This window comes from Fictibacillus arsenicus (assembly GCF_001999465.1).
Classification (GTDB): Bacteria; Bacillota; Bacilli; order Bacillales; family Fictibacillaceae; genus Fictibacillus; species Fictibacillus arsenicus.
Genome location: NZ_MQMF01000002.1, coordinates 630,437 through 645,166, shown reverse-complemented (window position 1 = coordinate 645,166; position 14,730 = coordinate 630,437). Strand labels below are relative to the sequence as shown.

Genomic DNA, 14,730 nt, shown 5'->3' with positions numbered 1-14,730 from the left:
GTGGTTATATGAATAAATCAAGATTAAAAACTTTTGCGATTAATGCAAGAAAAGAACTTTTGAAAAAAGTAGAAGCAAAAGCAATGAAAATTGGAGTTACAGAAGAAAAAATTAAAAAAGCAGATATCGAAAGCTCGGATGCCATCTTTATAGATACCAAACAGCTTTCAAAAGAAGAAAAAATCCAAAGGGATAAATTAATTATTCGTATCAATCAACTTGGATTTAAACAAGTTATGGAGGAAATTGCATATACATGGTTTAACCGCTTTACTGCACTACGTTTCATGGAGGTAAATGATTATCTTCCAACAGGTGTGAGGGTGTTATCTTCTTCAAATCCATATAGTACTGATCCAGATATGTTAAATGAGGCACTTTCTCTCGATTTAGAGATCGATAAAGAGTATGTGTACGATCTGAAATTAAATAACAAGACAGAGGAGCTATTCAAATACCTAATCATTAAACATTGTAATGATTTATATCAATATCTTCCGTATATGTTTAAAACAATAGATGATTACACAGAAATACTTTTTCCAGAAGGGATGCTCACATCTGATTCTTTTGTTGGACAAATAACTGATACAAGGATTATTAATGAAGAAGACTGGAGGAAAGTTGAAATTATTGGGTGGCTGTATCAATTTTATATTGCAGAGGAAAAAGACCAGGTCTTCGCTAATTTAAAAAGAAATATTAAGGTTACCAAAGATACACTTCCCGCAGCTACTCAGTTGTTTACACCTAATTGGATTGTTCGATACATGGTTGAAAACTCATTAGGTAAAATTTGGTTAGAAAGCTATCCCGAAAGTAAATTGAAATCGGAGTGGAGATATTATTTAGATGGAGCAGAGCAAGAAGAAGATGTAATTAGAAAACTGGAAAAAAACAGATATAAAAATGTGAATCCTGAGGAAATTACGTTTCTTGACCCGTGTTGTGGAAGTGGACACATTCTTGTATATGCATTTGATATCTTCTATGATTTGTATCTTGAAAAAGGTTATATTGAAAGTGAAATTCCAAAATTGATTTTAGAAAAAAATATATTTGGTTTGGATGTAGATGATAGAGCGGTTCAATTAGCTTCCTTTGCAGTCATGATGAAAGCAAGAGAGAAATCACGCAGGGTTTTCAGACAGGAGATCAAATTAAATTTATGTGCAGTTCAGGAGAGTAATTGGTTATCAAATCAGATGATCTCGAACTTTTCTGGAAATGAAAATCAAATTCAAGATATTCTTATTTCTATTCGAGAAATATTTTATGATGCAAAAGAGTTTGGATCATTACAGCATGTTGAATCGTTAAACTTTGAACTCCTCGAAGAACGTCTAAATAAATATAGAGAGGAGCCTTCTAATCTTATTGAGATGATTGACAAGCAGATTATTGAAGGTAAACTTCCATTTTTAATTATGCAAGCTAGAATTTTAAGTAATAATTATGATATTGTTTGCACGAATCCTCCTTATATGGGCATTAATAATATGAGTGATGAGTTAAAAAAACATGTTCAAACTTATTTCGAAAAGGGGAAAGCTGATTTATATTCAGCATTTATAGAATTAGGCATTTCACTAACAAAAAAAAATGGGTATTGCAGTTTAATAACAATGCACTCTTGGTTTTTCTTAAGTTCTTTTGAATCTCTTAGGATTAATATATTAGCTAATACAACTATATCTTCAATTCTTCATCTAGGAATGGAGGCTTTCGAAGGGATAATAGGAAAAGTTGTTCAAACAGCTGCATTCATTTTAAAGAATAATCATATTCCAGAATATAAACCCACAGGAATAAGATTAGTGGATTATTATGATGGAAGAAAACTTGAAAAAGAGAGACAGTTTTTTAATAAAGAACATTCTTATTCCTCTGTAAAACAGAGCGATTTTAACAAAATACCTGGAAGTCCTATTGCTTATTGGCTTAGTGATTCATTTGCAGAAAGCTTTAGCGAAAAGAAAATTTCTGATTATTACGAAGTGAAATCAGGAATAATGACAGGAAAGGATCCATTACATTTAAGACTATGGTTTGAAGTTGATAAAGAATCTATCAATTTTAACTGTAGGAATGCTACGCAAATGTCTAACCACACGTGGTTTCCTATTAACAAAGGTGGAGATTATAGAATATATTATGGAAATAATGATTATGTAATTAATTTAAAAAATAATGGAGAAAAAATAAAACTGACATCTCCAAATTATAGATTGCGTGATAATAAATATTATTTTAAGGAAGGTATTACGTGGTCACGAGTAACATCTTCAAACATTGCTTTCCGGGAAAATAAATCAGGAACCTTGTTCGGGGATGCTGGACCAATAATCTTTATTGAAAATCAAGAAGATAAATTATACCTACTTGGTTTATTAACAAGTAAAGTAACTAACGAATTATTAAAATTTATTAATCCTACTTTAAATTATCAAATTCGGGATATTGAAACTTTACCATTAGTTTTAAGCGATAAATCTCGTGTAATTAAACAAGTGCAGGAAAATATAGAAATCTCCAAATTAGATTGGGATTTTTTAGAGACTTCCTATGAATTTAAAAAGCATCCCCTTCTGCCAGATATAGAAAAAGACAGCAATTTAATTAGAAATGCATATAATAAACATAAAATAACAACAGAAAGCCTTTATAATCGTTTGAAAAACAATGCAGAAGAAATTAATAGTTATTTCATTGAATTGTATGGTCTACAAGGAGAATTGTCATCCGTAATAAAAGATGAAGAAATTACTTTGCGAAATGTTGATTTAGAAAAAGATATAAAAAGTTTTATTTCATATGCTATTGGCTGTTCCTTCGGACGATATTCTGTAGATAAAGAGGGACTAGTTTTTGCTGGTAACAGATTTGATCCTTCCTTATATAATACTTTTCCTGTTGATAAGGATAATATACTTCCGATTTTACAGGGTAATTATTTTGAGGATGATATTGTTTCTAGGTTTGTAGATTTTGTTCGTGTAACTTTTGGAGGAGAAACACTTTTAGAGAATTTAGATTTTTTAGCAGAAGCAATTGGCCGGAAAAAAGGTGAGACTGCAAAAGAAACGCTTAGACGTTATTTTTTAAATGATTTCTTTAAAAATCACGTCCAGATTTATAAAAAACGACCAATTTATTGGTTATTTACATCTGGTAAGGAGAAAGCATTTAACTGTTTAATTTATATGCATCGTTATGATAAGACAACTTTATCACGTATTCGTACTGATTATTTACACGAATATCAAATTCGTCTTGATGCTGAAAAAAAGGATTTACTCAACATTATAGAAGGCGATTATACAACAAAAGAAATAAGTAATGCTAAGAAAGAATTAAAAGCATTAGACAAGAAGGTTGATGAACTGAAAGAGTATGATGAATTGTTACATCACATGGCAGATATGCAGATAGAAATTGATTTAGATGACGGAGTAGCAGTTAATTATGAGAAGTTCAAAGGACTTTTAGCGAAAATATAGGCAGTCATAAGGATATGCCAGCTATGACTGGTGTATCCTTGTTTTATGAAGTTTATTGTAAAGGGGTGAGTGGATTTGAATTTAGATCAGGTAATTGCCACATTAACTACCACATTTAATGAACCACTTAAGGATGGTGAGCAAAGAAAGATCATTTTTTGGGTGGACAAGGATCAAGATTTTTTTGAAGAGATCGATCGAATAGCTATTAATGATGTAAAGATTCATAAATTAACTCTGAATAACAATCTCTATACAAAGCATTTGCTGGAAGAGGAAGATCCGACCACTCATTACCTCATTTACACTAATGATGATTTAAATGTAGAAGAAAACTGGCTTATTGATACATTGTACTATTCCAAAACATTTTATGCGGATAAGATTTCATTATTATTGGATGATTTAGGAATTAATTCTACTTTAAGAGCGGTTGTAAAAGAATATGAGAAGTTTTTTAACAAGAAACACTCGCAAAAATTTAAATCCTATGGGATACAAGCACATACAGAAGAGACGATTGAAATTGCCATCATGAGTGTGTTGTGTAATTTAAAGACACCTGATTTTGAAGAGATACTAAAAACCATTTTAAAGGAAAACTTGTCGGAAGAAGACAATAAATTCATTGATTTAATGGGAAAATACTTCGACTTGAAGGTGTTCTGGAAGTATGTTTCTAATCTTTATGGTTATGTTCGAGATGAAAAGTCATTAAAGACACTCTATATGCATTTAACCGTAACAACACTTAGTCAATCCATGGATGACTCATTGCTATCAAATATTAAGGACTTTATTTCCGAAATAAACAAGTCCAATTCATTAGTATTCATTGATCATTGGATGCACCATAAAACAGATTATACCATCTATAATGAGTTAGCAGAAATCGTAGAACAAGAAATTAAATTGGCTGACATCGTCCATCAATTACCTATTGAATCCTTTAAAAATGCCGATACATTCCCTTATTTTGATAAGGCGATCATAATCTATATAGCTAATAGTCTTGAAGCATCATATGAGGACTATGCAGAATATATCAAGTTGATAAACTTGAGAAGGGTAAAGCATTTTTATGAAAAGTTTCAATTTATTTACGATGCTCTATTCTACACAGTAAAAATGTTTGAGTTCTACAAAAAGTACGATTCTGGTATACCTAAGTTACCAGCTATAGATATTTGGAAGAATTACGTGAACGAGTATCATTCAATGGATACATATTATCGCAAGTTTTATGTTGCATTTGATAATGAACCTAATAGTGAAATCCTAAAAAAATTAAAGGCAATGGTGGAGAATCTCTATTCGAATTGGTTCATGGGGGATATAAGCTCACATTGGTCTAAAGCTGTGGAATCAGATTTGAAAGATAATTGGGTGCTTCCAGGAATCACAAATCAACAGGATTTTTATAAACAAAATGTTGAACCTAAAGTTAATAAGGGAGAACGAATATTTGTCATTATTTCAGATGCACTTCGTTATGAGGTAGGAATCGAAATTACTGAAAAATTAAATGCTGAAACAATAGGAGCTTGTGAAATTGAACCAATCCTAAGCGTTGTACCTTCTGTTACTAAACTCGGTATGGCATCGTTGTTACCACACAAGACTATTGATTTTGACGAAAATGCCCGAGTGCTAATTGACGGGAAATCATCAAGTGGACTTGATAATAGAAAGAGCATTATAGAGTCTACTGTTTCGGATAGTATAGCGATCCATGCCCAAGAAGTTTTTGCAATGAACAAAGCTGGTAGAAGAGAACATTTTAAAGGAAAAAAATTGGTTTATATTTATCATGACACCATTGATGCTATGGGTGATAAAGCATCAACAGAGATTTACACGTTTGCTGCAGTCGAAAAAGCAATTGAAGAAATCTCTAACCTTATAAAAATCATTCGTGATGATTTATCTGGTACAAATGTATTTATCACATCCGATCATGGTTTTGTGTATCAACGTGAAGCATTATTGGAAAGCGATAAAATTAATAAAGAAGCTATTGAACCCGTCGAAATAAAAAGAAGGTATCTGCTCTCAAAAGAAAAGCGAGAAATGGACGGGATTCTTAATATTAATATGGATTCCATTATTAAAAACGAACATCAATTGAATGTTTACGTACCTAAAGCAACGATTCGATATAAAATACAAGGTTCTGGTGTGAATTTTGTGCATGGTGGAGCAAGTCTACAAGAAGTGGTAGTTCCTTTAATCAAGTACAAGAATATCCGACGAGGACAAGCAAATAGTAGAGAAATTATAAAAGTGGATATTAAACTGACGAATACAACAAGAAAAATCACCAACAGTCTATTCCATCTATCCTTTTTCCAAACCGAAAAAGTCGAGGAAAAAATTGTGCCACGAACGGTTATCATTTATATGGCTGATGATGATGGAGCTGTTATCTCAAATGAAGAGACGATAATTGGAGATCGCACATCAGATAAGCCTGAAGAACGGACATTTAAGCTACGCTTTGCCTTAAAAACAATATCTTATGACAAAAATAAACCGTATTACTTAACGATGAAAGATATTGAAACTGGCGTTACCCTTGAAAGAATACCATTTAACATTAACTTAGGCATTGTGAGTGACTTTGATTTCTAAGAGTAGGGAGGGAAACCATTGGAGAACGTGAATGAAGTAAACACACTTGAATTAGATAAAAAACTTAATTCGGTGTTTGCTGGCAGAGTAGTTCGAAAAGATCTTACGAAACTCATAAAAGAAGGAGCAAATGTACCTGTTTATGTCTTGGAATATTTGTTAGGGATGTATGCGGCTACTGATGATGAAGAAAATATTAGAGAAGGTGTTGCCAGGGTTAAGAAGATACTTTCTGAGAATTTTGTACGACCAGATGAAGCTGAAAAGATAAAAAGTAAAATACGTGAAATAGGACAGTATTCAATCATTGACAAAGTAACAGTAAGGTTGAATCCAAAAAAGGATACATACGAAGCTGAGTTTTCAAATTTGGGCTTAAAGGATGTTCCTATTTCAGCAAATTACGTTAAGGAATTCGACAAGTTATTAGCTGGTGGTATCTGGTGTATGTTGAAAATGGACTATTATTATGATGAAGAGCAAAAAAATATGAGTCCGTTTAGTATCAGCAATTTGAAACCGATACAAATGCCTAATATGGAATTAAGTGAAATAATTGAGGGTAGAAAAGAATTTTCGAAAGATGAATGGATAGATATACTCATTCGTTCTACAGGTATGGAGCCTACTCAATTAGATGAGCGTGTAAAATGGCATTTATTATTACGCCTTGTTCCACTTGTTGAAAATAACTACAATATGTGTGAATTAGGGCCAAGAGGAACAGGTAAAAGCCATGTATATAAGGAAATATCACCTAACTCAATTTTGGTTTCTGGTGGTCAAACAACTGTAGCAAATTTATTTTATAATATGTCATCAAGAACTATCGGTCTTGTTGGAATGTGGGATACAGTCGCATTTGACGAAGTTGCTGGTATTAAGTTCAAGGATAAAGATGGCGTACAAATTATGAAAGACTACATGGCATCTGGATCTTTTGCGAGAGGAAAAGAAGAAAAAACTGCTTCTGCATCTATGGTATTTGTCGGAAATATCAATCAAAGTGTGGATTCCCTTATCAAAACATCACACTTGTTTGCTCCATTTCCAGAAGGTATGAATAATGATTCTGCGTTTTTTGATAGAATGCACTATTATTTGCCTGGTTGGGAAATTCCTAAAATGCGACCTGATTTATTTACAGATCGATATGGGTTTATCGTGGATTACTTAGCTGAATATTTCAGAGAAATGAGAAAAAGGTCATTCGGGGATTCAATAGATCCATTTTTTAAACTGGGTAATAATTTGAATCAACGTGATGTAATTGGGGTTCGTAAGACAGTCTCTGGATTAACTAAGTTATTGTATCCTAATGGTGAATATACAAATGAAGATATAGAAGAAATTCTTCAATATGCATTAGAAGGTCGCAGACGAGTGAAAGAACAATTAAAGAAAATTGGCGGAATGGAATTCTACGATGTGAATTTCTCCTATATAAATAAAGAATCATTACAGGAAGAATATGTATCCGTTCCAGAACAGGGCGGCGGAAAGCTTATACCAGAAGGAATGGGTAAACCTGGGCATGTTTATACAGTAGGTCATGGCTTATCAGGTATGATAGGTGTGTTTAAATTAGAAAATCAAGTTGTTTCTGGTTCAGGTCGTTTTGAAAAATCTGGAGTTGGGTCTAATAGAGATGTAAAGGAAAGTTTAGATACAGCTTATCGTTTTTTTACAGCAAATAGTAAAAGTATTAGTGGTTCCATTTCAATCAAAACAAAGGATTATTTGATGCACCTTACAGATCTTCAGGGAATCGGGTTAACCAGTCATTTAGCAATAGCAGAACTAATCGGATTGTGTTCTGGAGCATTAGAAAAACCTGTTCAAGAAAGCATGGTTGTCTTAGGAACAATGACAGTAGGGGGAACTATCTCAAAAGTTGAGGAGTTTGCTAATGTCCTACAAGTCTGTGTAGATGCTGGAGCTAAAAAAGTCTTAATTCCAGCATCATCTGTAGTAGATTTTCAAACCGTTCCGTCAGATTTATTAATAAAAGTTCAGCCAGTATTTTACTCTGATCCGATTGATGCTGTGTTTAAGGCATTGGGTGTGAATTAATTCTAAAAACTATTCTCAATAAAAACAAAGGTCTAAGGATCTTTGTTTTTATTATTGTAATAAGGTATTACTTTGGTAATTTATATTATATAATTACCATTAGTTCAAATTTATTACAGGAGAGGTTTTATGATATCTAAGGAAGTAATAATAAATAATTTTGAAAAGGATTTGGATAAATTATTTGCTGAAATTGAAAGGTATCACACTGAACTTACTGAGTGCAAATTAATTCTTGTAAAAAGAGAAATTGAATTAGAACATTTAAAAAAAGAATTGAAATTTGAAAAAGAAAAGAATAAGACTTTATCTTCTAAAAAAGTTGAAAAACAGAATTTAAATGTTGAGCTCAAGGATAAAAAGAGTAGTGAAGATTTACAAGCTGATGAGTTAACTCTTCAATCTATGGTTGAAGATCCACAATTTGTATTAAAACAAAATGATATTACAATTGTACAAGTGTTAGAATTTATTGGAGAAACCTTAGAATCACGAAATAAAGATTACTCAAATGAATGTTATTATTTAGCTTTAAAATTATTAAATTCACTTTATTATTCTTCGGTTAAGAATCAAGTGGAAGAATTTTTCAGATACAAACATAGTTCTTTTGAAGGAAATGTTTATGAAAGATTTTCATTACCCCTTATTTTAGAGTTGTTGAAATCTTATTTGTTATATGGAAAAAGAAATGAATTATTAGATATTTATTTGGATACAATCAATGATTTTGATTACTTTTCTTCAGAAAAAATTAATAGTTTAATTTTTTCTAAGTTTTTATGGTACGGAGTATATTTAGAAAATGAAAAAGAGTTTATTAACTGCTGTAAAGATACTACAGTTTTTCTTAATGAAGACAGAGCTGAAGTTGTTCTTTATCCATTGGTTTTAGAAATGATGCAGAATAAAGACGTTTCAAAAGATTATAAAATTAAAATAGAGAATTTACTTAATGAGATTACAGATTTGGATTCGTCGGAAAAGGAAATAATATTTAATTTTATAAAAAAGAAACTATTAATTAATTTACCGCTAAAAATGCATGATAAAGAGATGGTGAATTCTAAAATATCTACTAAAAATACTCCTATGTTTAATACAGTTCATTTCTTAGAAGACACTAATGAAAATAATGGTTTTAGAGAGAAGGAAATACTGTTTGCTATTTATCATAATTTAAATAAAAGTTCATCTCCAAAAAATTATTTTGTTATAAAAGCCTTCATAAAACCTAATGATCAAAAAGCATACGTTAATAGAGAACAAGTGCTACAAATCATAAAGCTCAGAAAAGGTGGCTGGGCAAATGTTGAGGGTTATCCATTATCCACCATAATAAATAAAAAACAAGTAAATATAATGAACTCTAAATTAAAGATTAATAATGATTTATTCAAATGGCCAACAACAGAAATTATACAAAACAATAACTTAGAATCTACTAACTCTAATGATTTTCTTAATACTACAAGTGAATTAGCTAAATTGGGTTATCGCATTACCGGACTAAATCGAGAAAAAAGATGGAATGTCTTGCAAACTGCAGTACCTAAATTGGGCCTCAAGAGGGTAGCTAATATAATTGCTTATAATGTTAGGTTAAGAAAGAAACAAAAAAATGGAGCTATAAAGAATTCTTATAGTATTGGAGAATGGGAGTACGATCTGGGAAGGTTAAAAAGTAAGTACTATAAAAACGAATTCGTTTGGCCGAAATTAGATTAATTTTAATACAATGATAAAGGGGACCTTTTTATGAATTTAGAAATAGAAATGGATTCAATTAATATTAATGGTATGCTTAAAACTTCTAAAAGCAATGGTAAAAAGTTTATGAGCCATAACGTTTTTAGTACTAACACTTTAAAAAATATTGAAATGATGGAAACTAACTTAGAGATAGAAGAATTAATGGACCATCTTGTGAAAGAGGGAAAATACGTTTATGTAAATTTCTCTTCAAATGTAATGGACAATGAATTAAATTGTATTGATGGTAATACCTATCTTTATTTAAATGATGAAGAGGCAGAGGAATACTATGAGGATGAAGAAATACCAACATATTTTATTCCTTATAAAAACCTAAGAGTTTATGAAGATACCTCAGTGGGCTATCTTTTAAAATATGAGAGAAACAAACTACATATTAAGTCTGGAATTATTGATGTAACTAATTCTTCTATTGATATTGTTGATGATTTAGAATTATTAAAGAAACCAATGGAATCTTATCTATTTAATTTTATTAAATAAAATTTAAGGTTAATAAGAGCATGCTAAATTGTTTAGCATGCTTTTTACTTTCAACAGAATATCTTGAATAATATATAAAACTATCGTTTTACCAATTTTTATACAGTTTTCATATATAATAAGGTTATAACTTTTTATGGAGGCAAAGAGATGCAAAGATTAAAAGAGAAAATACTAGAATACAAAACTTCTGAAGTAGAAAAAATTCTTGAAGAAGCTAAACGATTGCATAAAGAGTTCATAATGAAATTCCCTAAAAACGATCTTAGTAATATGACTGTTGAACATTATGCATTAGGGAGAACTAAAAAAGACTCATTTGGTTGGTGGCTAGAATATAATTCAATACCACTTGGTAGTATAAAAGGTGGAAGTGCTGCAAAACATATTATATATTTTCGAAAAAAAGATAATCAATGGCAATATCCTTCTCAATATGAAAATGTAGAGCAAGCTTGGTTGGCGTTGAGAGATGATATGCTAAAACTTATTAATGCATTTGATAACGGTACATACAAAGGGATTGAAGAGGATAACCTTCTTTCACCTGCAAATATGTTAAAGGGAAAGATACTATACATGTATCACCCTGACAAACTTGTAACTATTTATAATGCAAATCACCTTAGAAAGTTTTTACTTGAACTAGGAGTAAGTGAAACAGAATTTAAAGGAAAAGATTCAGTTGAATTAAACATTATGTTAAGACAAGTGATTAATAACACGGAAGAATTAAAAGAATTTGATCCTATATTAATTTCTCATTTCCTATACCATGAGTTTATGCGTGAAGAACAATATGTAAAAGTTTCACCTGGAAACGAAGGAGTTAAATGGGAGGAATGTCTTGACGGTGGTTATATATCAGTAGGTTGGGATACAGTAGGAGATCTAACTGAATTTAACGATTATAAAGAATTTAAAGCAGCTTTTCAAAATTTAGGATTACATAACTCCGTTCAAAAAAACACTGAAAAGGCAAATGAATTATGGGAATTCTATCAACTTAAAACTGGAGATAAAGTAATAGCGAATAAAGGAAAGTCCAAAATTCTTGGAATTGGAACTGTTACAGAAAAGGGTTATGAATACAGGGATGATCTCGCTACCTTTAAACATGTAGTTTACGTCAAATGGGACACTGTATATAATCCAGCTTTAGAGATTCCTAAACAAGAGTATTGGGGCTACAAAACAGTAGCTAAAGTAGGAAAAAAACAGGTTATTGAATGGACAACTTCTAAAGAAGTAGAAGGAACTCCTGTGAAACATTATACGTCGGAAGAAGAGCGTTTCTTTGAAATGATCGAGCAAGCATTGAACAGAAAAGGACAAATTATTTTGTATGGTCCTCCAGGTACTGGAAAAACATATATGGCTCGTAAGTTCATCAATTGGAAAAACGAAAAGGAGAAATTGTTTAAAAATCAAGGAAATCCATTAAAAACTTGGTTGATGGTAGCATCAGAGAGTACAGATGACTTTAGGTGGGAACAAATTCTAGATGGTAAGGAAGAAAGATGGAACACAAAAACGGTTGTAAGAAATTTTAAAAATGTTAAAAAAGGTGAAAAGATACTCTGCTATAGAGGTGGGAGTGCCCGTAACGCATTAGTGGGTATTGCCGAAATTGTAGGGGAGTATGAAGATGAAAGTATACTTGTAAAAGGTGTACGTTCTTTCGATACCGAAATCCCTTATAAAGAATTTAAAGATTTACCTGAATATAAATCAACTCAAGCTGGGAAAATGGGGAATCGTGGTACCTTATTTGAAGTGAATGATCAATTTGTGGATGCTGTTAAAGAAACCCTTATTGAATATGGTGATATCGAAAATGCTACTATTTTAGATAACCATGTAAGTCAAAATAACATGGAAATCTGTACGTTTCATCCATCTTATCAATACGAGGACTTCTTAGAAGGTTATAAACCAGTTCATTCAGATAATGGTAACATTGCTTTTAAACTTGAAAAAGGAATCTTCAGACTTTTTGCAGAAAAAGCTCAGGAAAATGAAGATTCTAATTATTACTTTATTATTGATGAATTAAACAGAGGGAATGTACCAAAGATCTTTGGTGAGATAATTACTTTGTTGGAAATGGATAAGCGTGAGGTGGAAGTTAGACTCCCACAGAGTAAAGAGTCCTTCTGCATTCCTAAGAATCTATTTTTAATCGGAACCATGAATACCTCTGATAGAAGTATTAAAATGATGGATGCTGCTTTAAAGCGCAGATTTGCTTTTATTGAGTGTATGCCTAATTATGACTTAATCAATCATCCTGTGGACCTTTTAAGTATTACACCAGGAGATATTTTAAGATCTATAAATGAAAAATTATTATTTCTTCAAGGAAGAGACAAACAGATAGGGCATGCTTATTTTATGAAGAATGGAGAACAAGTTAACTCAATTTCAGAGATAAAAGAAATATTCAACTTTGAGATTATTCCACTCGTGCAAGAATATTGCTTCGATGACTATAGTCAGTTAGCTGAAATTATTGGGGAAGAGTTTATTAATATTGAAAAGATGGAAATCAATACCGCATTACTCTATGAAACCGATGATGCTTTTATCCAAGCTATTGAAAATCAATTCAAAGGAACCAAATTATGAAACAGCAATTTGTTGTAAGTGAGTATTCTGATGATATTTTCATTCCTAATTATGAACTTACACAAGAAGAACGACTGTACCTTGTGAAAAGCTCTATCATTCATGAAAAAAGACCATGGGAAAAACGGTTTTATTTTGACGAACTAAAAAATGGTCTTCGTCTACAAACTCAGAGTTGGGTTGGTGTTATTGAACTTGAAAAAGCTAGAATCGTGATCCAACCCAAATTTAACAAAGGGTTTACTGCTTTATTAGAGATGATTTCCTTTATTGAAGAATTACCATTTTATCAATGGCAAGACACAGATGGAGCTATAGGGAAAACGGATTTGTTAGAGATCCTTGTTCGAGTTTTCCTTAAAGAAGCCGAGCGTGTGTTAAAAATAGGATTGGTAAAAGAGTATATAACAGAAGCAGAGAACCTTGTTAATTTAAGAGGTAGGGTTGAATTTCGACAAAATCTAAAACAAAACTATAATCTTCCTAACAAGGTTTATTGCGAGTATGATGAATTAGTAACAAATATTGTTGATAATCAAATTCTACTTTCTGTACTATCCAAGATTTCGACATATAGATTGTCAACAAAAACGAAACAAAAACTAAATATGATACGCTCTCAAATCGAGTTGTTATGTGATGAGTATAAGGATACCGTATGGCCGACATTTAACTATAATCGATTAAATACACACTATGAAAGAGCACATAAGATTGGACACCATCTTTGGAAAGGTCTTTCAGCAACGTCATTCCTCGATAACCAAAACTCTTTTTACTCTTTTCTAATTGATATGAACGATTTGTTTGAAAAGTTTGTAGTGAAATTATTAACAAAATATTTGCCACCAGTTTTTAAGGTTATTCCAGGAAAGAGAATAACAAATGGTATAACTATGGATGGGCAAAGTTATAGACACATTATTCCTGATATATTAGTAGAAAATAAAACGACTAATGAGATAAGTATTCTAGATGTGAAATATAAACATTATGGTAAAAGACGAGTTGATACAAGTGATGTCTTTCAACTCGCATTTTATGCTCAAAATAAAAATAGCCAGAGCAAGGATGTTTACATCTCAACAATTGTCTATCCAAGTTTTGCTGATGATCGTTTAATGGACATAAATAAAATCAACCTTAATATTTATTCGAACTATCCAGGTGCTATGTATTTAAAACCAATCAGTATAGAAAAAATTTTAGAATCTATCAAATGCAGAGATACGAAAATTCTCAGAGAATTAATAAAAAGCCTTATAAAATAAAAAAACACTAAAAAAATAACCTTCTTTTTATAGAAATAGATGACCCATTTCATTCTGAGGTCATCTATTTTCATATTTATCTACTTAACTTTATTACAGTAATTCAACTGTAAAGAAGCATTTAAAATCTTTTTATTTTCATTTGAATATTTAATATCACACTCATCACAAATAGGCATTTGATTATTATACTTTAAGATTTCCCAATCAGTTGGATGAAGTCTGATTCCACATCTAATACAACATACTTGTTTTTTCATTATTTAGCCACCTCTAGTTTAGTTATTATTAATTTTAACATTTTTATCCAGTTGAGGGGCGAATCTGTTTTAAAAAAGCTTGAAAAGTTTAATTTCTTAAGCATTTTT

The 14,730-nt window shown here is 31.2% G+C and carries 8 protein-coding genes; 7 read left to right on the top strand and 1 reads right to left on the bottom strand.

Annotated elements, in window-relative coordinates:
• Positions 1 to 8: 8 nt before the first annotated feature.
• The 7 genes from pglX (at position 9) to UN64_RS10410 (ending at position 14,362) form a co-directional block, all read left to right on the top strand.
• Complete coding sequence (gene pglX / locus UN64_RS10440) at positions 9 to 3,500, top strand: BREX-1 system adenine-specific DNA-methyltransferase PglX (protein ID WP_077362401.1); 3,492 nt, start codon at positions 9 to 11, stop codon at positions 3,498 to 3,500.
• Between the two features lie 75 nt (positions 3,501 to 3,575).
• Positions 3,576 to 6,131 carry a BREX-1 system phosphatase PglZ type A gene (gene pglZ / locus UN64_RS10435; RefSeq protein WP_077362399.1) on the top strand — a complete coding sequence of 852 codons (2,556 nt, stop codon included), beginning with the start codon at positions 3,576 to 3,578 and terminating at the stop codon, positions 6,129 to 6,131.
• Between the two features lie 27 nt (positions 6,132 to 6,158).
• Positions 6,159 to 8,204: a protease Lon-related BREX system protein BrxL gene (brxL, locus tag UN64_RS10430; protein WP_425590114.1), complete on the top strand. Its 2,046-nt coding sequence runs from the start codon at positions 6,159 to 6,161 to the stop codon at positions 8,202 to 8,204.
• Between the two features lie 129 nt (positions 8,205 to 8,333).
• Positions 8,334 to 9,932 carry a hypothetical protein gene (locus UN64_RS10425; protein WP_077362395.1) on the top strand — a complete coding sequence of 533 codons (1,599 nt, stop codon included), beginning with the start codon at positions 8,334 to 8,336 and terminating at the stop codon, positions 9,930 to 9,932.
• A 30-nt stretch (positions 9,933 to 9,962) separates the two neighbouring features.
• On the top strand, positions 9,963 to 10,463 hold the full coding sequence (locus UN64_RS10420) for a hypothetical protein (RefSeq protein WP_077362393.1): 501 nt from the start codon (positions 9,963 to 9,965) through the stop codon (positions 10,461 to 10,463).
• 150 nt (positions 10,464 to 10,613) lie between these two features.
• Entirely contained in the window at positions 10,614 to 13,091 is a 2,478-nt protein-coding gene (locus UN64_RS10415; protein ID WP_077362391.1) for an AAA family ATPase, read from the top strand.
• A complete protein-coding gene (locus UN64_RS10410; protein WP_077362389.1) occupies positions 13,088 to 14,362 on the top strand; it encodes an McrC family protein in 1,275 nt (424 codons plus the stop codon). Before UN64_RS10415 ends, UN64_RS10410 begins: the two co-directional genes overlap by 4 nt.
• 80 nt (positions 14,363 to 14,442) lie before the next feature.
• Here the strand turns inward: UN64_RS10410 and UN64_RS10405 are convergent, their stop codons facing one another.
• Entirely contained in the window at positions 14,443 to 14,622 is a 180-nt protein-coding gene (locus UN64_RS10405; RefSeq protein WP_077362387.1) for a hypothetical protein, read from the bottom strand.
• Between the last annotated feature and the right edge of the window lie 108 nt (positions 14,623 to 14,730).

Bases quoted from the DNA above. Each gene is read 5' to 3' on its own strand.
- pglX (WP_077362401.1), top strand. From the start codon at position 9: ATGAATAAATCAAGATTAAAAACTTTTGCGATTAATGCAAGAAAAGAA.
- UN64_RS10425 (WP_077362395.1), top strand. From the start codon at position 8,334: ATGATATCTAAGGAAGTAATAATAAATAATTTTGAAAAGGATTTGGAT.
- UN64_RS10420 (WP_077362393.1), top strand. From the start codon at position 9,963: ATGAATTTAGAAATAGAAATGGATTCAATTAATATTAATGGTATGCTT.
- UN64_RS10415 (WP_077362391.1), top strand. From the start codon at position 10,614: ATGCAAAGATTAAAAGAGAAAATACTAGAATACAAAACTTCTGAAGTA.
- UN64_RS10410 (WP_077362389.1), top strand. From the start codon at position 13,088: ATGAAACAGCAATTTGTTGTAAGTGAGTATTCTGATGATATTTTCATT.
- UN64_RS10405 (WP_077362387.1), bottom strand. From the start codon at position 14,622: ATGAAAAAACAAGTATGTTGTATTAGATGTGGAATCAGACTTCATCCA.